Origin of the sequence: Bosea beijingensis, assembly GCF_030758975.1 — a bacterium.
In the GTDB taxonomy this organism is placed as follows: Bacteria; Pseudomonadota; Alphaproteobacteria; order Rhizobiales; family Beijerinckiaceae; genus Allobosea; species Allobosea beijingensis.
Window position 1 is genome coordinate 4,414,485 of the sequence record NZ_CP132359.1, and the last position, 22,070, is coordinate 4,436,554.

Below are 22,070 nucleotides of genomic sequence, written 5' to 3' on the forward strand. Positions count from 1 at the left end.
GGCCGGCGCCGCCAAGGCATTCCATAAAACAGGGGGATTCCGATGCTGACCGTGCCGACAAATCGCCGTGCATTTCTCGCCGCTGCAGCAGGCGGCGCTCTCGGCGGCCTTCTGCCCGCCAGCCTGCTCCACGCTCAACCGAACAATGGCAAGACGCTGACCATCGTCCTGCCGAGCAATCCCATCACCATCGATCCGATTAACCAGCTCAATCACGACGCCATGGTGCTCGGCCAGACCGTGTTCGAGAACCTGGTCGAGTACGATGTCGACGGCGTACTGAAGCCGCAGCTCGCCAAGGCCTTGCCGACCGTATCGGCCGACCAGAAGACGTATACCTTCGAGCTGCGCGACGACGTCACCTTCCACAACGGCAAGAAGATGACGGCGGAGGATGTGAAATACTCCTTCGACTACCTGCTCGACCCTGCCAACAAGGCGCTGCGCCGACCGATTTTCGGCAAGATCGCAAAAGTCAGCGTGCTCGACCCGCTCAAGGTCCAGGTCGAGCTGTCCGAGCCATATGGGCAGTGGGTCTATTTCCTCACCAAGTACATGGGCATCTTCCCTGCCGGTTCGCGCAAGGAGCACGGGGACGACTACTTCAAGCAGAAGCCCGCCGGGGTCGGCACCGGTTTCGGTGTCTTCGAGGAATGGAAGCCGAACGATTACATCAGCTTCAGGAAGAATCCGAACTACTGGCGCAAGGGCCTCCCGGCCTGGGACCGGCTCGTGGTCAAGATGATCCCCGAGGACGCGACGCGCGTCGCCTATCTGCTCACCGGGCAGGTCGACATCATCAGTGCTCCGCCGCCGCGCGAGTTCAACCGGCTGAAGACCATGCCGGGGATCACCGGCGCCTCGCGGCCGACGCTGGGCGGCTCGCTGCTGATGTTCACCAACAATCTCAAGGCGCCGTTCGACGATGTGAACTTCCGCAAGGCGCTGGCCTGCGCCACGGATCGCAAGACCATCGCCGAAAAGGTCTATTATGGCCTGCTCGACCCGACCGGCGGGCTCGCGCCGCCGCGGGGCTGGTGGTTCAACCCGGAGGCCGACAAGGAAGTCGCCTTCGACCTCGACCGGGCCAAGCAGTTCCTGGCCAAGTCGAAATATCCGAACGGCGCCGAGATCGACATCAGTATCCAGGCCGAGCCCTATCTGCTCGACACCAAGGATGCGGCGATCTTCCTGCAGGCGCAGCTCGCCAAGATCGGCATCAAGCTCAACCTCAAGGTTTACGAGTTCTCGGTGCTGATCCAGCAGATCGCCCGCGGCGAGCATCAGATGGCGATGCAGGTCTACATGTCGCCCGGTGAACCGACTTATACGATCGCCAATACCGTCATGCCCGGGCAATTCCTGTCGAAGAGCACCGGCTACGATAATGCCGAGCTCAATGCACTGATGTCGGCCGCCTTCGCCGAAAGCGAGCAGGCCAAGCTCAAGGACATCTACGGCAAGATGCAGATGATCCTGGCCCGCGACGCGCCGATCGGCGTGCTCGGCTTCGTCCATGCCTCCAATCTCTGGCGGCAGGGCGTGCAGGACTTCAAGGTGAACCAGGCGCTGACGATGAGCGTCGGCGAGGTGAAACTCTGAGGGCCTGATCGCTCATGCTCCGCCTCGTCGCAGGCCGCATCGTCTCCTCGATCGGCACGCTGCTCTTCGTCGGCCTCGCGCTGTTCGCGCTGACGCGCTCCGGTCCGGGCTCCCCGGCCCGGATCGTGCTCGGGGCGGATGCGACCGCGGAGCAGATCGCGCAATTCGAGCAGGCGAACGGCCTCGACCAGCCCTTCCTCTCGCAATACGCCGCCTGGCTCGGCGATGTCCTGCGCGGGGATTTCGGCAGGTCCTTCGTCACTGGCCGCGACGTCGCTGCCGAGATCGCCAATGCGTTGCCGGTGACGCTGGCGATCGTGCTCTTCGCCTTCCTGATCGCGCTGATCTTCGGCATCGGCATCGGCGTCCTATCGGCGCTCAAGCCCGGCGGCGTCTTCGACCGGGTGAGCCGCTTCGCCGCGGTGCTTGGCCTGTCGATTCCGGCCTTCTGGCTCGGCATCGTGCTGATCCGCTTCCTCGCCGTCGACCTGCGCCTGCTGCCGCCGGGCGGTTATTTTCCACTATCGGCCGGACTGTCGCTGCACCTGCAGAGCATCCTGATGCCCTCGCTCTCGCTCGCGGTTTACTACATCGCCGTGCTGGCGCGGATGACGCAGGCGAGCCTGCAGGAGACCCTGCGAGGCGACTATGTCCGCACCGCCCGCGCCATGGGCCTCTCCTCCCGACAGGTGGTGTTCTACGCGTTGGTCAACGCGCTGCCGCCGGTGGTCAATCTCGCGGCGCTCTCCTTCGGCTACATGTTCGGCTGGGCGCTGATCATCGAGCAGGTCTTCAACATTCCCGGCCTGTCGCGCGCGCTGTTGAATGCGATCTCGCAGCGCGACTTCCTGCTGCTGCAGGGCATCGTCTTCCTGTTCACGGCGATCTTCGTCTTCGCCAATCTCGGCGCCGACCTGATCAATCGCGTGCTCGACCCACGCCAGAGGGCGGCGGCATGAGCGATCTGCGCAAAGCCCTCGGGGGCCTTGACTGGAGCGGCTGGCTCGGAGCCGGAATCGTCGGGCTGATCGTGCTCGCGGCGATCTTCGCGCCGCTGATCGCGCCCTATGATCCGCTCGCGCTCAACATCGAGGACAGGCTGGCCGCGCCTGACATCAAGTACTGGCTCGGCACCGACCAGGGCGGGCGCGACGTGCTGAGCCGCATCCTGTTCGGCGCCCGCGCCTCGCTCTCGGTCGGGATCGGCGCGGTGCTGATCGGCGCGGCGATCGGCGTCTCCGCCGGGATCTTCGCCGCCTACAAGGGCGGACTCGGCGAGCAGATCGTCATGCGCATCGTCGACGGCGTCGCCTCGATCCCGCTGCTTGTCTGGGCGATCGCCATCGTCGGCATCCTCGGCGTCGGGCCGCTGCCTGTGGGGCCGCTGATGCTGCCGAACGAGGTCAAGATCGTCGTCCTCGTCGGCTGCCTGTTCTCGCCGGTCTTCGCCCGCGTCACTTATGCGGTGGCCAAGCGCATCGCCGGGGCCGACTATGTCCGCGCCCGCTTCCTGCAGGGCGCCTCGCACTGGCAGATCGTCAGCGGTGACGTGCTGCCGAACTGCCTGTCGCCGATCATCGTGCAGGGCACGCTGCTGGTCGCGATCGGCATCGTCATCGAGGCCTCGATCAGCTTCGTCGGCCTCGGCGTGCAGCCGCCGCAGCCGAGCTGGGGCACCATGCTCTCCGATGCCCGCAGCGCGATCTATTCCGGCGAATGGTGGCTGCCGGTCTTCCCGGGTCTCGCCATCTCGCTGACTGTGATCGGTTTCAATCTTCTGGGCGATGCGGTGCGCGAACTCTTCGACCCCCGCAGCGAAGCCAGGACGCTGGTCGCATGAGCCCTGCCTTGCTCAGCGTCGAGGGTCTGCGCGTCGGCTTCCGCTCGGCCGGCGGCGGTGTGGTCGAGGCGGTGCGCGGCGTCGACTTTTCCGTCGCGCCGGGCGAGGCCGTCGGCATTGTCGGTGAATCCGGCTCCGGCAAGAGCCTCAGCATGCTGGCGGTGATGCGGCTGCTTGGCGCGCCGGCGCGCGTGACCGGCGGACGTGTGATCTTTGACGGCGAGAACCTGCTCGCCGCTGACGAAAAACGCATGCGGGCGCTGCGCGGGCGCGACATCGCCATGGTCTTCCAGGATCCGCAGAGCTCGCTCAATCCGGCGCTGACCATCGGCCGGCAGATCACCGACGTGGTGCGGGCGCATCGTGGCGTCTCGTCAGCCGAGGCACGGCGTATCGCGGCGGAAGCACTGGAGCGTGTCGGCATCCGCGATGCCGGCAAGCGCCTCGCTTCCTATCCGCACGAATTCTCCGGCGGCATGCGCCAGCGCGCCCTGATCGCCATGGCGATCGCCTGCCGGCCGCGCCTGTTGATCGCCGACGAGCCGACCACCGCGCTCGACGTCACCGTCCAGGCGCAGATCGTCGACCTGATCGCGGAACTGCGCCGTGAACTTGGCCTCGCCGTCGTTTTCATCTCGCACAACCTCCAGCTCGTCGCCGAGATCGTCGACCGTGTCGTCGTGATGTATGGCGGCAAGGTTGTCGAGGACGGGCCGGTCGAGGCGATCGAGCTTGCGCCGCGCCATCCCTATACAGCACTGCTCAAGGCCTGCGTGCCGAGCCTGACCGGACCGGTCGGCCCGCTCACGGCGATCGAGGGTGCGCCGCCGCGGCTCGGCCGCTTGCCCGCCGGCTGTCCATTCTCGCCGCGCTGCCCGGAGGCTGCCGAGAGCTGCCGCCATCAGATGCCGCCTCTCATCGATGAAGCCGGGCATCGCACCGCCTGCTGGAGGCCGCGATGACCGGCCCGATCCTGTCGCTGCGCGGCGTCTCCAAATCCTTCCCGCAGGGTGGGCTGCTCGACCGTCTGCTCGGGCGCGACATTCGGCTCGTCGCACTCGACGATGTCAGCCTCGACGTGATGCGCGGCGATGTCGTCGGCATCGTCGGCGAGAGCGGCTCGGGCAAGTCGACGCTGGCGGGCCTGGCGGTCGGGCTGGCGCGGCCGACCTCCGGCGACGTCCTGCTCGACGGCCAGCCGATGGCCGAGCTGATGCGCGACCATGCCGGGCCGTGGCGCCGACGCGTACAGATGGTCTTCCAGGATTCGAGCAGTGCGCTGAATCCGCGCAAGAGCATCGCGCGCTGCCTCGGGGAGACGTTGGCGCTGCGCGGTGTGCCCAGGGCGCAGCGTGAAGGCGAGATCGCCGACTTGCTGACGCTGGTCGGGCTCGGCCCCGAGATTGGACCGCGTTTGCCGCATGAGCTTTCAGGCGGGCAGCGCCAGCGCATCGGCCTGGCGCGGGCGCTGGCGATGAAGCCCGAGGTGCTGATCGCCGACGAGCCGGTCTCGGCGCTCGACGTCTCGCTGCAGGCGCAGGTGATCAACCTGCTCTCGCGCCTGACCCGCGAACTCGGGCTGACGCTGCTTTTCATCAGCCACGACCTCGCGCTGGTGCGCACTTTGTGCAGCCGCATCGTCGTGATGCGCAAAGGCGCGATCGTCGAGCAGGGCCCTTGCCTCGATGTGCTCGACCGGCCGCAACACCCCTACACCCAAGCCCTCATCGCCGCCGTGCCGAAAGGCCTCGCCGGCCGGCGCACGCCGTTGCCCGTGCGTGCCGATGCGGCGACCACAGAAACCCGGGAAGACATCCATGGCGCAGCATAGCTACCGGATCGGCATCGACATCGGCGGCACCTTCACCGATGTCGTGGTCGCGCGCGATGACGGGCTGATCGAGACCCGCAAGGTGCCGTCAACGCCGGACGACTACAGCCGCGGCATCGCCCAGGCGCTGAAGGCGCTGATCGAGGATTACCAGACCACGCCCGACCGCATCACCGGCATCGTCCATGCGACGACGGTGGCGACCAACGCCATCCTCGAATACAAGGGCGCCCGCACCGGCCTCCTGACCACCGCGGGCTTCCGTGACGTGCTCGAAATGCGCCGCCTGCGCATCCCGGTGCTTTACGACCTGCAATACGACAAGCCTAAGCCACTGGCGGCGCGGCGCCTGCGCCTCGAGGTCAATGAGCGGCTCGGCCCCGATGGCTCTGTCCGCGTGCCGCTTTCGCGCGAGGATGTCGTCGCGGCCGCGCGGCGCTTCCGCGAAGAGGGGGTCGAGGCTGTCGCGATCAGCTTTCTGCACGCCTATGCCAATCCGCAGCACGAGATGGAGGCCGAGGAGATCCTGCAGGCCGAGCTCGGCGAGGGCGTCTATATCTGCCGTGGGTCCGAGATCCTGCCGGAGATCCGGGAGTACGAGCGCACCTCGACCGTGGTGGTGAACGCCTATATTGGCCCGGTCGTGCGCAACTATGCCAGCGCGCTGACGGCGCGGCTCGCCTCGATCGGCATCGGCTGCCAGATCGAGATGATGCATTCCGGCGGCGGCATCATGCGGCTCGGCTCGGCCGTGAAGCGCGCTGCGGCGCTGGTCGAATCCGGCCCGGCGGCCGGCGTCATCGCCTGCGCGCGGCTGGTTTCGGGGAGCGACGAGCCCAGCATCATCTCCTTCGACATGGGCGGCACCACCGCCAAGGCGGCGCTGATCGAGCATGGCGAGCCGGCCCGCACCACCGAATACGAGGTCGGCGCCGGCATCAACCTGTCGAGCAAGCTGGTCAAGGGCGGCGGCTACCCGATCAAGATGCCGTTCATCGACGTCTCCGAGATCGGGGCGGGCGGCGGCAGCATCGTCGCGATCGACCGGATGAACCAGGTCTCGGTCGGTCCGCAGAGCGCCGGCGCGTATCCCGGGCCGGTCTGCTATGGCCTCGGCGGAGCGCAGGCGACGCTGACGGACGCCTTCCTGACGCTGGGCTACATCAACGATGTCGCACTCGCCGGCGGCAGCTTCCCGCTCAAGGCCGATGCCGGCCGTGCCGCGCTGAACGACCAGGTCGCGCGCCCGCTCGGGCTCGACCTCCAGCAGACGGCGCGCGGCGTGCTGACGCTCGCGGTCACCACGATGACGCGGGCGGTCAAGGCAGTCTCGACATATCGCGGGCGGGACCCGCGCCAGGCGACACTGGTCGCCTTCGGCGGCAATGGCCCGGTGGTCGCGGCCGAGGTGGCGAATGCGCTCGGCATCCGCCGCGTCATCGTCCCGCGCGCCGCCGGCGTCTTCAGCGCCCTCGGCCTGCTGCGCTCCGATGTCGAGCAGGAGTTCGTGCGGCCCTCGCGACGACGGGCGGGCGAGCTCGACGATGCCGGGCTGGGTGAGCTCTTCGCCGAGCTCGGCGCCGATGCCCGCCGCATCCTCGCTCTGGAAGGCTATGATTTGGCGCAGGCCGAATTCCGCTATGCCGCCGACCTGCGCTATGTCGGCCAGGCCTATGAGCTGACCGTGCCGGCGAGGTGCTTCGACATCGCCGAGCTAAACGAGCTGTTCCATCGCGAGCACGAGCGCACCTATGGCCATCGCTCGCAGCAGGACGCGGTGCATCTCGTCAACGCCCGCCTCACGGCGCGCCTGCCGCTCGTCGCGCCGCGCCACCAGTTTGCGGCTGAGGCGCCTATGCGGCGAGCCGACCGCCCGGTCTCCTTCGACACCAGCGGCGGCGGCGCTTCGATCGCCGTGATCGGCCGGGCCGATCTCGATGCTACGGCGCGGCGAGGTCCCTTCGTCATCGAGGAATATGACTGCACCTGCGTCGTTGGTCCCGGCCAGAGCGCCAGGCTCGATGAAGCCGGCAATATCGACATCGCCCTGGAGGCTGCATGATGCGCGAGATCGACCCGATCACGCTCGAGGTGATCCGCAATGCGCTCGCCTCGACCGCCGACGAGATGGCGCTGATCGTGATGCGCAGCGCCTATTCGCCCGTCGTGCGCGACATCATGGACTACTCGACCGCACTCTGCGATGCGAAGGGGCGAGTGATCGCACAGGGACTGACCCTGCCGATCCAGCTCTGCTCCTTCCCGCGCATCATGGGCTTCGTCAGGGAGCGCTATGGCGACACGCTGAAGCCGGGCGACGTGCTGATCGCCAACGACCCCTATGGCTCCGGCGGGCAACACCTGCCTGACATCTACATCCTGAAACCGATCTTCGTCGCCGGCAGGCTCGCAGGCTTCGCCGCGACGGTGGCCCATCACACCGATCTCGGCGGCATCGTGCCCGGTTCGGTCGCAATCTATGCCACCGAGATACAGCAGGAAGGCCTGCGCCTGCCGCTGCTCAAGCTCTACGAGGCCGGCTCGCCGGTCGACGCCGTCTTTCGCATCCTCGAGGCGAACACGCGCTCGCCGGTCGAGGTGCTCGGCGACATCCGCGCCCAGATCGCCGCGTGCAATGTCGCGGAGGAGGGACTGAGGACGCTGATCAGCCGCTACGGCGCGGAGGAGCTCGACGCCTATATCGAAGCGCTGCACGACCATGCCGAGGCGATGATGCGCGATGTCATCCGCGCCTTGCCGAATGGAGTTTACCGCGCCACCGACTATATCGATGGCGTCGGCGGGAACCCGCAGCCGCTGCCGATCGTCGCGACCGTCACCGTCGCCGACGATACGATCGACATCGATTTCACCGGCACGGCCGACCAGGTCGCGGCGTCGATCAACTGCCCGATCTCGCTGCCGGAATCCGCGTCCTTCTGCGCCATACGCTGCCTGTCCCAGCAGGATATCCCCAACTGCGAGGGATACCTGCGGCCGATCACGGTTCGGGCACCGGAGGGCTGCCTGGTCAATCCGCGATATCCGGCGGCCTGCGGCGCGCGTGGGGTCGTCGGCTACCGCGTTTTCGACGCGATCATGCAGGCTCTGGCGCAGATCGTGCCCGAACGGGCCATGGGCGGTTCCGAAGGCGGGCCCTATCTGCTCGCGGCCGGCGGCACGCATGAGGGCCGGCCCTTCGTGCTCAACGAGATGGTGGTCGGCACCTGGGGGGCTCGCTCCGGTAAGGACGGCATCGAGGGCATCTCCAACCCCGCAGCCAATCTCTCCAACCAACCGGTCGAGATGATCGAGGCCGACATGCCGGTTGAGGTACTGCGCTATGGCCTCTTGCCGGATACGGGCGGTCCCGGCGAGTTCCGCGGTGGGCTCTCGCTAATCCGCGAATTCCGCTTCCTGGCGCCGGTCCGCTTCGTGCTGCGCGGCGACCGTCGCGACCATCCGCCCTTCGGCTTAGAGGGCGGGGGGACGGGCTCACCTTCCGGTCACATCGTCATCCGGGCCGATGGCACGCAGCAGAGCCTGCCGACCATGCCGATGGAGAGCTTCAATGCCCGTGCCGGCGACGTCTTCCGCCTGATCGGGGCCGGCGGTGGCGGCTATGGCGATGCGCTGCGGCGCGATCCGATCCGCATCGAGGATGATCTGCGCGAGGGCAAGGTCACGGCGGAGGGTGCCGTGCGCGACTACGGCGTGGTCTTCGCCGCAGATGGGGCGACCATCGATCTTGTAGCCACGACGCGCCAGCGAGCCCTACGAATGGGAGCCAAGCCATGACGTTCGGTGCGGCCAAGCTCAATGAAAAGCTCGTCGGCGAGCCCGGCAGCCGGGCCCGGCTGGAGACGCCGGCCGCCGTGCTCGACCTCGACTTGTTCGAGCACAATATCGCGCTGATGGCAGAGACCTGCCGCAGGTTCGGATTGAACCTCAGACCGCATGCGAAATCCCACAAATGCGCCGAGATCACCCGCCGGCAGATGGCGGCGGGAGCGCTCGGCAACTGCTGTGCCAAGCCGGGCGAATTGCTCGCACTGTTCGAGGGTGGCGTCCGCGATCTCCTGCTCAGTGCCCCGATCGCCAGCGCCGCCAAGATCGATGCGCTGGCGCGCGCCGCAGCGGGCGGCGGGCGCATCGGCGTCGTGGTTGATCGGGCCGATCTCGCCGCTGCCTATGCCGAGGCGGCGCAGCGGCACGGCACAGCCTTCGACGTGCTGGTCGATCTCGATGTCGGGCTGAAGCGCAGCGGCGTCGCGACCCCGGCCGAAGCGGTTGAACTGGCGAGGCTCGTTTCCGGGCTGGACGGGCTGCGCTATCGCGGCGTGCAAGCCTATCAGGGCCGCGTCCAGCATATCGACGATTTCGCCGCCCGCCGCGCCGCCAACCAGGAGATGGGCCGGCTGCTCGCCGCCATGATCGAGGCGCTGCGCGTGGCCGGCTTCGCGCCGGAGATCGTCTCGGGCGGCGGGACCGGCAGCCATCTCCTCGACGGCGAGGACCGGTTGCTGACCGAGATCCAGGCCGGCTCCTATGTCTTCATGGACGAGGCTTATGACAGCGTTGACATGCATGGTCGCGGTGGGCCGGAGTTCAGATCGGCGCTGCGCATCGCCGTCACCGTGATCGGCCACAGCTCGCTCGGCTTTGCTATCACCGATGGCGGCAGCAAGAGCTTTGCGCTCGACGGGCCGCCGCCGCGTGTCTTCCTCGGAGGCGATCCGGTCGGGCGGATCGAATGGTGCGGTGACGAGTTCGGCCGCATCCTTCCTGCGGAAGGGCAAGGAGCCCTGCCGATCGGCACGGTGGTCGAATGTACCGTCCCGCATTGCGATCCGACGATCAACCTGCATGACATCCTGCATGTCGTGCGCGGCGACGATCTCGTGGCGCAATGGCCGGTCGAGGCGCGGGGCCGCGCTGACTGAGGGGCGCGCCAAAATAGGCTGCGAAGCGAGAAACGCGCCATAAGCCGACTATGGCGCCTTGCCTGGAAGCAGGCATTTAAACAGATGATCTGCACGAACGTTTCGCAAGATGCGACTGGGGGGGGGGGCGGCCGGATCAACGACCCTGCCGTCGCAGGCCGAAACAGGACATTCATCATGAACCGTCGCAGATTCCTCACTGCCGCAATGACCGGGGCCGCGGCGCTCGGCGCGAACGCCTTGATGCGCCCCGCCGCCAGTCTCGCCCAGGGAGCGAGCAGCCCATCACCGATCGACCTCCGGGTCGTCAGCCGGACCATCGAAGTCCACGGGAGGAGCGCCCGCGTGTTCGGCCTTCTGCAACCCGATGGCCGCCATGGGCTCATCCTGGAAGCGGGATCGAACTTCGACGTCCGCCTTGCCAACGAAATCGGCGAGGCCACGATGATCCACTGGCATGGCCTGACCCCTCCTTGGCACCAGGACGGCGTGCCGGACAATCCGAAGCCACTGCTCAAGCCGGGCGATGTCGCCCGCTACACCTTCCCCGTAGGCGCTGGCGGCACACATTGGATGCACGCTCATACGCTTCAGGAACAGAACCTGCTGGCGGCCCCCCTCATCGTCAGGACGGCCTCCGATCTCGCGCGCGACGAGCAGGAGGTGGTCGTCCTGCTGCACGACTTCTCCTTCAAGCCCGCCGAGGAATTGCTCGCGAAGCTGAAGGGCGGCGGAGGTCACGCCGCGCCGATGGACCATTCCGCGATGGGCCACGGGGGCAACACTCACCAGCCTGCGACGACAAGCCAAGCGACGGCCAGCGACCTCAACGACATCGACTACGATGCCTATCTCGCCAATGATCGCGCTCTCGATGATCCCGACGTGATCCGGGTGGAGCGTGGCGGCCGGGTCCGCCTACGCATCATCAACGGCGCCACCGCGACGGCCTTCACCATCGAGACTGGATCGGTTCCCGGCACGCTCTTTGCGGTGGATGGCAGGGACGTCGAGCCGATCGTCGGCACGGCCTTCCCGCTCAGCATGGGCCAGCGGCTCGACATCCGGCTGTCCTTGCCTTTGGGTCCGGGCGCCTATCCCGTTCTCGCGCTGCGTGAAGGGGCCAGCGAACGCACCGGGGTGATCCTCGCCACGCAGGGAGCCTCGGTGCAACGCGTCGCCGGAAGCGCCGAGCACGCCGGTCCGATCGTCGAACTCGGACTCGAGCGGAAGCTGCGGGCCCTGCATTCGCTTCCCGTCCGGGCTCCCGATCGCCGCTTCGCGCTGACCCTCACCGGCCGGATGCAGGACTACACGTGGGGGATCGGCGGCGCGGACGATCTCCGGATCCGGAAAGGCGAGAGGATCGAGGTCACGATGCGAAACGCATCGATGATGTCGCATCCGATGCACCTGCACGGTCATCATTTCCAGGTCACCGCCATCGACGGGGTATCGCTCCCGGGAGCCGTGCGCGATACGGTCCTCGTGCCGCCGGACGCAGCCGTGACGATCACGTTCGATGCCGACAATCCCGGCCGCTGGCCGTTGCATTGTCACCACCTCTACCACATGGCGACGGGCATGATGGCCCAGCTTGCCTATGAAGGGATCGGCTAGCCTCGGCCGGCGCGTCACCGCATCTGGACTCAGCTTTCGGCGCCCGGACCCGTGCACATGGCCTGTCCGGGCGCTCGCCTGAACTGAAGCGTCCATTCGTGGGGCGTTCTCGTCGATCTCGACTACCCTGGCTCCCGCGTCCGGTGGACGAAAGTTTCCATGCCGCGGTCCCTCAGAAATCCAATCTTGTGGTATAATATACGAGGCACGGTTCCTTGATCCAAGGAGGCGAGAATGGGTCTCCAGGGTGTCCTTTTCGCAGCGGCGGGACTGCTGCCCTTCCTCGTCGCTTCCACTGAGATCGCTCAAGCTCATCCCTCGGGATTGCGATTGGGCGCCCAAGAGATCACGCAAGCGGTTCACGGCAAGCTATGCACTACGCCGGGAGGCGCGAGGTTCGCGTTCGGAGCCGACGGACACTTCGCGTATGACGGGCTATGGCAGACCACTGGCAGCTATGTGGTCGCCGACAATTCGATCGTAGTCACGTTCGACAGCGGCCTTCGTCGAGCTTTCGCGATGTCCGTCAGGGATGGCGTACTCTACATGGAACAGACACGCGTATCGTGCGCCAACGGTGGATGATAGGCGGTTCGTCTTGCGCCCACTGCGGCAAAGGGGCGATGCCGTCGCGGACAACGACTTCAACGGTGCTGCTTCAGATGGTGGCCGCTCGGCGCCGCCGGCGATGGATTGCGGTAGCCACGCAGAACATCATATCGCGCGATCTGATCCGAGGTGAGCAGGCCAGCCGTCTCGATATGGGCCTGCAAATGTACCGCCCGCAATGAGCCCTGCCTGGTGCCGATTTGGGCCGTCAGTTCACGCAGGCGCAATGGCTCGATCGTGCGCCGTGCGAAGGCCACATCGAGCTTGAGCTCCAAGTCCAGGATTTCGGCGCCCAACGCCATCGCGCCCGCTTTCATGCGCGCCTCGGATTTCTTCAAGCCGCTGCGCTGTTCGGCCGAAAGCTGGAGTTCGGACGCCAGTTCGAGCGCGTGAAGTGGACCGGGATATCGGTTGAGTTCCGCGGGCTTGGCCAAACCCATGCCGCGCCCCAAAGACAGGTCATCGATCTCATTTCGTGAGAGAGCCTTGATCTCGCGCGCCTCCTGGCCAGCGTAAGGACTCACGGATTGAGCCGAGACGGGAGCGACCCATCCGGAGATCGCCAGGATGAGCAGGCTGAACGCGATTGCTTTGATCATGGAACGGTCTCCTCGATCATTCCGATAAGGGTGTCGGAAGCGCCGCAACATGATTGAAATCATGTCAGCTCGATAATGCCGTTTCCTCTCCGAATGATCCGTTCGGATTCCAACAGCGCGAGCGTCCGGTACAGAACCTCAGGCGCCAGACCGATCATCGCCGCGATGTCCTTCAGCGGCCCGCCGATGGTAATGGTGCGGCCGTCGACGCCGGTTCGCGCCACGAGGTAGCCGAGCACCCGCTCTCGCGCCGAGCGAACATCGCGCAGGGTCAAGGCGGACCGGAGTTCCATCACCTGCCGAGCAAGGTCCGCCGTTAGCTCCAACCGTGCGGTCGCATCGCCCTCCAACAGGGCGAGCGCCGCTGACTTGGGAAAGCAGGCGACCGAGCTCTCCGCCACGGCCCGCGCATCGCAATGATATGTCTCGACGAACAACGAGGCTTCGGCGAAACGCTCTCCCGGTCCGGCGACGAAGAGGAGGGTCTCGCACCCACTGGCGCTGAAGCGCGCAAGGCGAATCTGCCCTCTGCGGACCAGGAAGAAGCCCCGCGTCGCATCCCCGCTCGCGAATAGAGTCTCGCCCGCCGCGAGTTCCCGAATGACCGGCTTCAATCCGGCGAGGATGGACGCCATTGCCATCAGATCTGTTGCAGCCCCCGATAGCGCGCGAAAACATGCTGCCTGCTGGCGGAAAAGATGACGACGTCATAATCCTCGGGCGCCTGCCCGGGCACCTGCATTCCTGGTGAACCGACCGGCATCCCTGCAACCGCGAGGCCCGTCACCTTCGGGCGCTCGATCAGAAGCCGCTTGATCGCCTCGGCCGGAACGTGGCCTTCGACGACATAGCCACCGATTTCGGCGGTGTGGCAGGACATCAGACTATCGGGCACACCCAGCCGGGTCTTAAGCGGCGTGACGTCGGCAACCTCAACCATCTCAACCGGAAAGCCTGCTTTCCGCATATGCGTGACCCAGCCGCGGCAACAGCCGCAATTGGGATCCCGGGTCACGACCATCTTCGGAGGCGTCTCGGCGGCCGAAACAGGGCGCCGCAGCGCGAACGCTGAAACCGCCTGTGCGGCGCCGATCAACAGCGCGCGGCGGGATAGGGAAAGCTCGATCGGCACGATTGTCTCCTTTGCCTTGGTTAGGTCCTTCTCCAGTCGCGCGTCCAGCACCTTCACCGGAAGAAGACGTATTTTACGAGCGCGGCGATCACGAGCAGCAGAACCGCGATTCCGAGCAGGCCCGCGAGACCCATGCCCCAGCCCATTTCACCCATCATGTCGTGCATGCCTGGTCCCTCCATCATTCGACAGCAGCAACAAGGGGCGCTGAGGCGGCTTCCGATGCTGCCTTCTCAGGCGCCAGGGTCGACGGCAGCCGCCAGCCCTTGACCAGGCCGTAGATCGCCGGGATCACCAGCAGCGTCAGCACGGTCGAGGAGACCATTCCGCCGATCATCGGCACGGCGATCCGCTGCATCACCTCCGAGCCCGTGCCGGTGTTCCAGAGGATGGGGAGCAGTCCCGCCATGATCGCGACCACGGTCATGATCTTCGGCCGCACGCGTTCGACGGCACCGAGCATGATTGCCTCATGCAGGTCCGCGCGGGTGAACGCCCGCCCCTGTGCTTCACAGCGCGCACGCACCTCGCCGAGCGCGTGATCGAGGTAGATCAGCATGATCACGCCGGTCTCGGCAGCGACGCCGGCGAGCGCAATGAAGCCGACCGCAACGGCGACCGACATGTTGAAGCCGAGCCACCAGAGCAGCCAGATGCCGCCGACCAGCGCGAATGGCAGCGAGAGCATGACGATGAACGTCTCGGTCAGCCTGCGGAAATTCAGGTAGAGCAGCAGGAAGATGATCGCGAGCGTCACCGGCACGACCAGCTTGAGGCGTGCCTCGGCCCGTTCGAGATATTCGAACTGACCGCTCCAGGCGATGCGGAAGCCCGCGGGCAGCTTGACGCTCTGCGCGATCGCGTTCTGGGCGTCGCGAACGTAGCCGCCGAGGTCGCGCCCGACCGTATCGACGAAGATGTAGACCGCGAGCTCGCCATTCTCGGTCCGGATCGAGGTGGCGCCACGCTTGCGCTCGACGCTTGCGACCTCGCCGAGCGGCAAGCTGGCGCCGGACGGCGTCGAGACCTGGACCTCGCGCGCGATCGCCTGCGGATCGGAGCGCAGGTCGCGAGGATAGCGGATCGCCACCCCGTAGCGCTCGCGCCCTTCGACCGTCGTCGTCACGGTCTCGCCGCCCATCGCCATCACGACCGCATTCTGGACGTCGCCAACGGAAAGCCCGTAGCGGCCGAGTGCGATCCGGTCCGGCACGATGTCGAGAAAATAGCCGCCGATGACGCGCTCGGCATAGGCACTGCTCGTGCCCGGGACGGCCTTCAGCACCGTCTCGATCTGGCGAGAGATCGCCTCCATCTGGGCGAGATCGGTGCCGAACACCTTGACCCCGATCGGCGTGCGGATGCCGGTCGCGAGCATGTCGATGCGCGCGCGGATGGGCTGCGTCCAGGCGTTGGAGACGCCGGGGAACTGGAGCGCCTTGTCCATCTCCGCCTTGAGGCTGTCGAGCGTGACGCCTTCGCGCCATTCCGCCTTCGGTTTCAGGTTGATGATGGTCTCGAACATCTCGGTCGGCGCCGGATCGGTCGCGGTCTGGGCGCGCCCGGCCTTGCCGTAGACCGAGGCGACCTCAGGAAAGGAGCGGATGATCCGGTTCTGGGTTTGCAGCAGCTCCGCCGCCTTGGTCACGGAGATGCCGGGCAAGGTCGTCGGCATGTACATCAGCGTGCCCTCGTCGAGGGACGGCATGAATTCCGAGCCGAGTTGCCGCGCGGGCCAGAGGCTGAGCGCCAGCACCGCCATGGCCAGCAGGATCGTCAGGGTCTTGGCCCCGAGAACGCCGCGGATCATCGGACGGTAGAGCGCGATCAGGCCGCGATTGATCGGGTTCCGGCTCTCCGGGATGATCCTGCCCCTGACGAAGACGACCATCAGCGCCGGGACCAGCGTCACCGACAGGAGCGCCGCGGCCGCCATGGCGAAGGTCTTGGTGAAGGCGAGCGGCCCGAACAGGCGACCTTCCTCGGCCTCCAGGGTGAAGATCGGCAGGAAGGAGACGGTGATGACGAGCAGGCTGAAGAACAGCGCCGGGCCGACCTCGCTCGCCGCCTCGATCAGGATCTCGACGCGGGGCTTGTCCGGCTGAGCCCGTTCCAGGTGCTTGTGGGCGTTCTCGATCATGACGATGGCGGCGTCGATCATCGCGCCGACGGCGATGGCGATGCCGCCGAGGCTCATGATGTTGGAGCCAAGCCCCAGAGCCTTCATCGCCGCGAAGGCCATCAGGATGCCGACGGGCAGCATGATGATCGCGACCAGGGCGCTGCGCAGATGCAGTAGGAAGACGATGCAGACCAGCGCGACGATGATGCTCTCCTCGATCAGCGTGCCCTTCAGCGTCTCGATCGCCCGCTCGATCAACCCGGAGCGGTCGTAGACCGGCACGATCTCAGCCCCGCCCGGCAGGCTCGCCGCGACCTCGGCAAGACGTGCCTTGGCGTGTTCGATCACGGAGAGCGCGTTGGCGCCGAAGCGTTGCAGGATGATACCGCTGGCGACCTCCCCCTCGCCGTTGAGTTCGGTGATGCCGCGCCGCTCATCCGGACCGAGTTCGACACGGGCGACGTCGGAGAGGCGCAGCGGCACGCCCCGATCGCTCTTCAGGACGATGTTCTCGATATCGGCGATCGACTTCAGGTAGCCGCGGCCGCGAACCATGAACTCGAACTCGCTAAGCTCGACCGTGCGTCCGCCGACGTCCATATTGCTGCTGCGGACCGCCTCGCGCAGCGTCGCGAGCGAGACGCCCTGGGCGCGCAGCCGCACGGGATCGACGATGATCGCGTATTGCTTGACGAAGCCGCCGACGCTGGCGACCTCGGCCACCCCCTCGGCACGAGAAGCCGCGAAGCGCACGACCCAGTCCTGGAGCGAGCGTAGTTCCGCCAGGGTCATGTTCTTGGCGAGGACCGCGTACTGGTAGACCCAGCCCACGCCGGTCGCATCGGGCCCGAGCGTGGGCGAGACGCCCGTCGGGAGACGCCGCGCGGCGGCATTGAGATATTCGAGCACGCGCGAGCGCGCCCAATAGGGATCGGTGCCGTCCTCGAAGATGACGTAGACGAAGGAGACGCCGAAGAAGGAGAAGCCGCGCACGACGCGCGCCTTCGGCACGGTCAGCATCGAGGTGGTCAGCGGATAGGTGACCTGGTCCTCGATCACCTGAGGTGCCTGGCCGGGGTACTCGGTGTAGACGATGACCTGGACATCGGAGAGGTCGGGGATCGCGTCGAGCGGCAGGGTCTTCAACGCATAAACACCCGCCGCCACAGCGAAGGCGGCGGCAACGAAGACGAGGATCAGGTTGCGCGCCGACCAGGCGATCAGGCGGGCGATCATGGCTTGGCCTCCGGCTGGGCGAAGCCGCCCAGGGCGGCCTTAAGGTTGCTCTCGGCATCGATCAGGAAGTTGGCCGAGACGACGACGCGATCGCCCTCGGCGACCCCCTCGGTGATCGCGACCCTGCCATCGCCGCGGCGGCCGAGCTTGACCTCGCGCGGCTCGAACCGACCCTCGCCCAGATCAAGAATGACGACCCGGCGCGAGCCGCTGTCGATCACGGCGCTGTCGGGAACCGCGAGCTGCGGAGCTGGGTCATCGGAGCCGATATCGACGTCGGCATACATGTTCGGCAGCAGCATGCCGTCGCGGTTGCCGATCTCGATGCGGACCTTTGCCGTGCGCGTCGCCTCGGCAATCTCCGGGTAGATCACGCTGACGCGTCCCTCGAAGGAACTCCCCGGACGGCCGCGCAATCGCACCGTGGCTGGCGCGCCGATGCCGACGGCCGCCAGTTGGCGTTCCGGAACATCGGCCAGAACCCAGATCGTCGAGATGTCGGCGAGCCGGAACAGACTGCCGCCGGCCGTCATCTTCATGCCGTCACTGACCGAACGTTCCAGCACGATGCCGTCGCGCGGCGCCGACCAGTTGATCGTCAGCGGCACCTTTCGGCTGCGCTCGATCTCGGCGATGACCTCCGGCGGGACGCCGAGGTTTTCGAGACGCTGCCTTGCGCCGCCTTCGGGCACGCCGCGCGCGGCGGCATTGAGCTCGGTGATGAACTGCGCGCCGGCGGTGCTGATCTCCGGCGAATAGATCCGCGCCAGTTTGGTCCCCTTCGTGACGCGGTCACCGGTCGTGATCGGAGCGACCTCCTGGACGAAGGCATCCGCCCGGATCGTCACGACCGAAACCCGTCGCTCGTCGAGTTGCACCACGCCGGGCACGTGAATCGTCTGGACGATGTTCTGACGCCGGACGGGTTCGGAGCGCACGCCGCTGCGCTGGATGCGCCCGGGCGAGAGCTTGATGACGCCGTCCTCGTTTCCCTCGCCTTCGTAGACGGGGAGATAGTCCATCCCCATCGAGTCCTTCTTCGGAACCGGCGACGTATCCGGGAGCCCCATGGGATTGCGGTAGTAGAGAACGCGCTTCGGGTCGGCCTGCGCCATCCGCTCCTCGCTCGGAGGCTTCACCTCGAAGCTGACGTCCTGGCTGGCGCGGACGGCCGTGAAGGGCCTGCCGTCATCGGTCTGGCGCGGCTGCGCCGAATAGACCGGCTTCCGGTCCGGATCCTGATAGTAGATGATCGGTCCGGTTCCGGCAGGCTCGTTTGCCGCGAGCGAACCTTCGATGCCGAGCCAATCACGCCAGCCGACCGCAAGGCCGCGATGTCCGGCCCAATAGCCCGCACCTCCCGCCGCCAGCATGGCGGCGAGAGCGAGGCCCGTGAGGGCGTTGGGTTTCATGGCAGGGCCTTGAGGATCAGCTTGTTTTCGAGCGTGCCGGTTTCGCCCTGGACCTTGGCGCCGAGCGAGAGCCGCCAACCGCCGGCCATCGTCAGGTTCGTCTTGAAGCGGTAGGTGCCCGACTCGGTCGACGGCATCGTCTCGATCGGCGAGGCCATCATCTCCATCCCGTCGGGTGCCATGTCGATGCGCTGGGCGAAGATCACCGCGTCCGGGACGGGCTTGCCCGAACGCTTGTCGATGAGCGTCACGGCGACGACGACGCCGTTGCCCTGCTTGATCTCGTTCTGCACGAGCCGGAACTCGTAATCCTTGATGTCCGCGAGCGCCGGGAGCGAAACGGCGGCGAGCGGAAGCGCTGCGGCAAGCACGCGCAACGTGTTGATGAGGGTCATGTTCGTAGTCCTGAGTGCATCAGGCTGCCGCACAGGCGCACAGCCTCGGACGTGGCGTTGGCCACGGCTCACCGTCCGCCCGGAAGTCCCGTGCGGACGAAGCCAGCGCGGTTCGCGCCGGCGATGCCTCAGCTTCGTGGAGGTCGCGCGGGTGGCTCGAACGGACGAGACTGACGCGTGGCCTCGTCTCCGGTCAGGCCGAGCTCGGCGACGAACGCCCTGGCGAGCGTGACGAACGACGTCGGCTCGCTGGCGAAGCACTTGGTCAGGCAGAAGCTCAGCGCCGGACAGTTGGTCGTGCAGTCCTTGGCCTTGTCGTGATCCGTCGGACAGCACGGCATGGCACCGTCCATCAGCATCGCCATTTCAACGGTATCGGCCCGCTCGAATCCGGCCCTCGCCGGGCTGACGAAGGCAGCCAACGTGGTGGCCGCGACGAACAGGGCCAGAATCAGACAATGCGCAACGAGCCGAAGCTTCATGACACCGAAAATGGCACAGCGCCCAAAACAGAGGAAGGAGGGAACTTTCAACAGTTCGTCATCGCAGGGCCTTCGACCGTCGTCGTTGCGGCTCGTCAATAACCGTCGAGGGCGTCCCGCGCCGCATTGTTACAGATTGTTTCAGACAGGAACTCCTCACAGTCGCACGCGTCTTCCCCGAGTAGCCCTTCAATGGAACCGCAACAGCTTCAGGGAGAACGATCGTGCACCAAACGTCCCCCGAGATGCAGGCATGCATTGACGAATGTTTGCGCTGCTACCAGGCCTGCCTGGGCATGAGCACCAACCATTGCCTCAAGCTCGGTGGCGACCATGCCAGCCCGGATCACATCCAATTGATGCTCGCCTGTGCCGAGACTTGTCGCGCCAGCGCCCAGGTCATGATCATCGGCTCGCGGCATCACAAGCATCTCTGCGCCGAGTGCGCCGATATCTGCGAGGACTGCGCCAACGAATGCGAACGGATCGGAGATATGGACGACTGCGTCCGGGCCTGTCGGCGGTGTGCCGAAAGTTGCCGGAAGATGGCGGCATAGCCGCTCGCCTCCTTATCCTAGGGAGAACTCACATGAGAAACCTCACAGTGATTGCCTGCCTTGCGGCATCGATCGTGACCGTGGCATTCGCCCAGCCAGCTCCCAAGCCCGATACGGGCCACGACATGCCCATGAAGATGATCATGCCGGATGCCTCGGACTCCGCGTCGACCAAGGAATACAAGGCGGCGATGATGCACATGATGCAGTCCATGCCGACGACCTTCACGGGCGATGCCGACGTCGATTTCATGACGCAGATGAAGGCTCACCACCAGGGCGCGATCGAGATGGCCAAGGTCGTACTCGCGAACGGCAAGGATCCATCGGTCAAAAAGCTGGCGGGTGAGATCGTCAGCAGTCAACAGCGCGAGGTCGAAACGATCGAGCAATGGCTGAAAGCCAAGGGCCAGTAGCCCCTGCTTCCTGCGGGCGCTGGCCACCTTCGTTCTCATCGCGACGGGTGTGGCGTCCGCTTTCACGCCCAGTGGAGACGGATATGCAAAACCACCACCGGGCCCCCGGCAGCCCTTCCCAAGGCGGTCACGGCTCGCATGGCAGATCTTATCTGATGTTCTGGCTGAACATGATCCTCGGCCTGATCGTCATGTACGTCGTGATGTTCTCGATGATCGACGGCTGGCGCGACTTCCGGAACAATCTGAACATGTTCTACATGGCGGTCACGATGTGGGCGCCGATGGGCATCCTCATGCTGGCGACGATGCCGGGCATGTTCCCGAACAAGAGTGCCAACACCATTCACTACGTCGCCCTTGCGTTTCTCACCGTCGCATCGTTTTACGGAACGCGAAGCCAGACCCTGATCGACGATCGCCAGTTCGTCGACTCGATGATCCCGCATCACTCCGGCGCGATCCTCATGTGTCGTGAGGCGAAGCTCGCCAATCCGGATCTGAGGAGGTTGTGCGAGGCGATCACGAAGGCACAACGCGAGGAGATCCAGCAGATGGAGGCGATAAGAGGTCGGCTGTAGGACGCCCCAACGGCGAACTCGACCACGAGCTGGTGCTGGCCACGCTGGAGGAGAACCTCAAGCATGCCATCGAGATGCAGAAGAATCCCGACATGGAACACGACGATCCGAACGCCAAGCGGCTCGCGCCGAAGAAGACGGGCGAGATCGTCTGGGCCTTCACCAAGGCGGGCGAGTTCGACTTCTCCTGCCTGATCCCCGGCCATCGCGAAGCGGGCATGACCGGCAAGATCATCGTCAAGTAAGCGTCAGAGGAAAGGATCATCCCATGCTGAAGACCACCGCCACCCTCGCATTCCTGATGGTCGCGCTGCCGGCTGCCGCCCAGTCGGTCAATGGCACCGTCACCAAGGTCGACGAGGCCCAGGGCAAGCTCACCATCAACCACGGCGCCATCAAGAACCTCGACATGGATGCCATGACCATGGTGTTCCGCGCGGGCGATCCCGCCATGCTCAAAGGGCTGAAGGCCGGAGACAAGATCAAGTTCGACGCAGACCGCGTCAACGGCCAGATCACGGTCACCAAGCTTCAAAAGGCGAAGTGACCTAAACGGCCGATCCGGGTCACAGGCATTCACCGGTTTGCTTGCGCTGGATCGGCCCTTCGGGACACCTTGATGCGGCAAGTCTTGAGGTGGTTCACGGAGGTCGAGACCCGCCTCGATCGCGTCGATGGCTGGAGCCCCGGAGG

21 protein-coding genes and 1 pseudogene are annotated in these 22,070 nt (G+C 66.0%); 15 read left to right on the forward strand and 7 right to left on the reverse strand.

The annotated features are described in order from the left end of the window. Positions 1-42: 42 nt before the first annotated feature. The 10 genes from Q9235_RS20990 (at position 43) to Q9235_RS21035 (ending at position 12,421) form a co-directional block, all read left to right on the forward strand. Positions 43-1,602, forward strand: a complete 1,560-nt coding sequence (locus Q9235_RS20990) for an ABC transporter substrate-binding protein (protein ID WP_306223756.1) — start codon at positions 43-45, stop codon at positions 1,600-1,602. A 14-nt stretch (positions 1,603-1,616) separates the two neighbouring features. Then, the gene (locus tag Q9235_RS20995; RefSeq protein WP_306223757.1) at positions 1,617-2,561 is read left to right on the forward strand and encodes an ABC transporter permease; all 945 of its coding nucleotides are present in this window, start codon (positions 1,617-1,619) and stop codon (positions 2,559-2,561) included. After that, complete coding sequence (locus Q9235_RS21000; RefSeq protein WP_306223758.1) at positions 2,558-3,442, forward strand: ABC transporter permease; 885 nt, start codon at positions 2,558-2,560, stop codon at positions 3,440-3,442. Before Q9235_RS20995 ends, Q9235_RS21000 begins: the two co-directional genes overlap by 4 nt. After that, positions 3,439-4,404, forward strand: coding sequence for an ABC transporter ATP-binding protein (locus tag Q9235_RS21005; RefSeq protein ID WP_306223759.1), 966 nt, complete (start codon positions 3,439-3,441; stop codon positions 4,402-4,404). Before Q9235_RS21000 ends, Q9235_RS21005 begins: the two co-directional genes overlap by 4 nt. Continuing rightward, positions 4,401-5,273, forward strand: a complete 873-nt coding sequence (locus Q9235_RS21010; RefSeq protein ID WP_306223760.1) for an ATP-binding cassette domain-containing protein — start codon at positions 4,401-4,403, stop codon at positions 5,271-5,273. The genes Q9235_RS21005 and Q9235_RS21010 overlap by 4 nt, the downstream gene beginning before the upstream one ends. Beyond that, positions 5,260-7,335, forward strand: a complete 2,076-nt coding sequence (locus Q9235_RS21015) for a hydantoinase/oxoprolinase family protein (protein WP_306223761.1) — start codon at positions 5,260-5,262, stop codon at positions 7,333-7,335. Before Q9235_RS21010 ends, Q9235_RS21015 begins: the two co-directional genes overlap by 14 nt. Beyond that, positions 7,332-9,071, forward strand: a complete 1,740-nt coding sequence (locus Q9235_RS21020) for a hydantoinase B/oxoprolinase family protein (protein WP_306223762.1) — start codon at positions 7,332-7,334, stop codon at positions 9,069-9,071. Before Q9235_RS21015 ends, Q9235_RS21020 begins: the two co-directional genes overlap by 4 nt. Further along, entirely contained in the window at positions 9,068-10,216 is a 1,149-nt protein-coding gene (locus Q9235_RS21025; protein WP_306223763.1) for a DSD1 family PLP-dependent enzyme, read from the forward strand. The genes Q9235_RS21020 and Q9235_RS21025 overlap by 4 nt, the downstream gene beginning before the upstream one ends. A gap of 177 nt (positions 10,217-10,393) precedes the next feature. Continuing rightward, positions 10,394-11,836 (forward strand): multicopper oxidase family protein, encoded by a 1,443-nt coding sequence (locus Q9235_RS21030; RefSeq protein ID WP_306228383.1) that lies wholly within the window; start codon positions 10,394-10,396, stop codon positions 11,834-11,836. Between the two features lie 234 nt (positions 11,837-12,070). Next, positions 12,071-12,421, forward strand: a complete 351-nt coding sequence (locus Q9235_RS21035) for a hypothetical protein (protein WP_054211508.1) — start codon at positions 12,071-12,073, stop codon at positions 12,419-12,421. A gap of 59 nt (positions 12,422-12,480) precedes the next feature. Here Q9235_RS21035 and Q9235_RS21040 read toward each other — a convergent pair whose 3' ends face one another. The 7 genes from Q9235_RS21040 to Q9235_RS21070 form a co-directional block, all read right to left on the reverse strand. Continuing rightward, positions 12,481-13,044 (reverse strand): hypothetical protein, encoded by a 564-nt coding sequence (locus Q9235_RS21040; RefSeq protein ID WP_054211509.1) that lies wholly within the window; start codon positions 13,042-13,044, stop codon positions 12,481-12,483. 59 nt (positions 13,045-13,103) lie between these two features. After that, positions 13,104-13,679, reverse strand: a complete 576-nt coding sequence (locus tag Q9235_RS21045) for a Crp/Fnr family transcriptional regulator (protein ID WP_068072574.1) — start codon at positions 13,677-13,679, stop codon at positions 13,104-13,106. 5 nt (positions 13,680-13,684) lie between these two features. Then, complete coding sequence (locus Q9235_RS21050) at positions 13,685-14,176, reverse strand: DUF411 domain-containing protein (protein ID WP_100959631.1); 492 nt, start codon at positions 14,174-14,176, stop codon at positions 13,685-13,687. 181 nt (positions 14,177-14,357) lie between these two features. Next, a complete protein-coding gene (locus tag Q9235_RS21055) occupies positions 14,358-17,534 on the reverse strand; it encodes an efflux RND transporter permease subunit (protein WP_306223764.1) in 3,177 nt (1,058 codons plus the stop codon). Then, positions 17,531-18,946 (reverse strand): efflux RND transporter periplasmic adaptor subunit, encoded by a 1,416-nt coding sequence (locus tag Q9235_RS21060; protein WP_054207529.1) that lies wholly within the window; start codon positions 18,944-18,946, stop codon positions 17,531-17,533. Before Q9235_RS21060 ends, Q9235_RS21055 begins: the two co-directional genes overlap by 4 nt. Further along, entirely contained in the window at positions 18,943-19,341 is a 399-nt protein-coding gene (locus tag Q9235_RS21065) for a FixH family protein (protein WP_054207530.1), read from the reverse strand. The genes Q9235_RS21060 and Q9235_RS21065 overlap by 4 nt, the downstream gene beginning before the upstream one ends. A 128-nt stretch (positions 19,342-19,469) precedes the next feature. Continuing rightward, on the reverse strand, positions 19,470-19,922 hold the full coding sequence (locus Q9235_RS21070; protein WP_156450861.1) for a hypothetical protein: 453 nt from the start codon (positions 19,920-19,922) through the stop codon (positions 19,470-19,472). A 125-nt stretch (positions 19,923-20,047) separates the two neighbouring features. Here Q9235_RS21070 and Q9235_RS21075 point away from each other — a divergent pair, with 125 nt between their 5' ends. The 5 genes and pseudogenes from Q9235_RS21075 to Q9235_RS21095 all read left to right on the forward strand — a co-directional run bounded on the left by Q9235_RS21075 (position 20,048) and on the right by Q9235_RS21095 (position 21,924). After that, on the forward strand, positions 20,048-20,380 hold the full coding sequence (locus Q9235_RS21075; RefSeq protein ID WP_054207532.1) for a four-helix bundle copper-binding protein: 333 nt from the start codon (positions 20,048-20,050) through the stop codon (positions 20,378-20,380). A gap of 32 nt (positions 20,381-20,412) precedes the next feature. Next, on the forward strand, positions 20,413-20,796 hold the full coding sequence (gene copM / locus Q9235_RS21080) for a CopM family metallochaperone (RefSeq protein ID WP_067255015.1): 384 nt from the start codon (positions 20,413-20,415) through the stop codon (positions 20,794-20,796). 155 nt (positions 20,797-20,951) lie between these two features. Further along, on the forward strand, positions 20,952-21,377 hold the full coding sequence (locus tag Q9235_RS21085) for a DUF305 domain-containing protein (protein WP_100959625.1): 426 nt from the start codon (positions 20,952-20,954) through the stop codon (positions 21,375-21,377). Positions 21,378-21,379: 2 nt separating this feature from the next. Next, a pseudogene (locus tag Q9235_RS21090) lies at positions 21,380-21,622 on the forward strand (cupredoxin domain-containing protein); the annotation flags it as partial. Positions 21,623-21,645: 23 nt separating this feature from the next. Continuing rightward, complete coding sequence (locus tag Q9235_RS21095; RefSeq protein WP_054207535.1) at positions 21,646-21,924, forward strand: copper-binding protein; 279 nt, start codon at positions 21,646-21,648, stop codon at positions 21,922-21,924. Positions 21,925-22,070: the final 146 nt, after the last annotated feature.

Excerpts from the sequence above, each read along its gene's own strand:
- Q9235_RS20990 (WP_306223756.1), top strand. The coding sequence starts at position 43 with ATGCTGACCGTGCCGACAAATCGCCGTGCATTTCTCGCCGCTGCAGCA.
- Q9235_RS20995 (WP_306223757.1), top strand. The coding sequence starts at position 1,617 with ATGCTCCGCCTCGTCGCAGGCCGCATCGTCTCCTCGATCGGCACGCTG.
- Q9235_RS21000 (WP_306223758.1), top strand. The coding sequence starts at position 2,558 with ATGAGCGATCTGCGCAAAGCCCTCGGGGGCCTTGACTGGAGCGGCTGG.
- Q9235_RS21005 (WP_306223759.1), top strand. The coding sequence starts at position 3,439 with ATGAGCCCTGCCTTGCTCAGCGTCGAGGGTCTGCGCGTCGGCTTCCGC.
- Q9235_RS21010 (WP_306223760.1), top strand. The coding sequence starts at position 4,401 with ATGACCGGCCCGATCCTGTCGCTGCGCGGCGTCTCCAAATCCTTCCCG.
- Q9235_RS21015 (WP_306223761.1), top strand. The coding sequence starts at position 5,260 with ATGGCGCAGCATAGCTACCGGATCGGCATCGACATCGGCGGCACCTTC.
- Q9235_RS21020 (WP_306223762.1), top strand. The coding sequence starts at position 7,332 with ATGATGCGCGAGATCGACCCGATCACGCTCGAGGTGATCCGCAATGCG.
- Q9235_RS21025 (WP_306223763.1), top strand. The coding sequence starts at position 9,068 with ATGACGTTCGGTGCGGCCAAGCTCAATGAAAAGCTCGTCGGCGAGCCC.
- Q9235_RS21030 (WP_306228383.1), top strand. The coding sequence starts at position 10,394 with ATGAACCGTCGCAGATTCCTCACTGCCGCAATGACCGGGGCCGCGGCG.
- Q9235_RS21035 (WP_054211508.1), top strand. The coding sequence starts at position 12,071 with ATGGGTCTCCAGGGTGTCCTTTTCGCAGCGGCGGGACTGCTGCCCTTC.
- Q9235_RS21040 (WP_054211509.1), bottom strand. The coding sequence starts at position 13,044 with ATGATCAAAGCAATCGCGTTCAGCCTGCTCATCCTGGCGATCTCCGGA.
- Q9235_RS21045 (WP_068072574.1), bottom strand. The coding sequence starts at position 13,679 with ATGGCGTCCATCCTCGCCGGATTGAAGCCGGTCATTCGGGAACTCGCG.
- Q9235_RS21055 (WP_306223764.1), bottom strand. The coding sequence starts at position 17,534 with ATGATCGCCCGCCTGATCGCCTGGTCGGCGCGCAACCTGATCCTCGTC.
- Q9235_RS21060 (WP_054207529.1), bottom strand. The coding sequence starts at position 18,946 with ATGAAACCCAACGCCCTCACGGGCCTCGCTCTCGCCGCCATGCTGGCG.
- Q9235_RS21065 (WP_054207530.1), bottom strand. The coding sequence starts at position 19,341 with ATGACCCTCATCAACACGTTGCGCGTGCTTGCCGCAGCGCTTCCGCTC.
- copM (WP_067255015.1), top strand. The coding sequence starts at position 20,413 with ATGAGAAACCTCACAGTGATTGCCTGCCTTGCGGCATCGATCGTGACC.
- Q9235_RS21085 (WP_100959625.1), top strand. The coding sequence starts at position 20,952 with ATGTTCTGGCTGAACATGATCCTCGGCCTGATCGTCATGTACGTCGTG.
- Q9235_RS21095 (WP_054207535.1), top strand. The coding sequence starts at position 21,646 with ATGCTGAAGACCACCGCCACCCTCGCATTCCTGATGGTCGCGCTGCCG.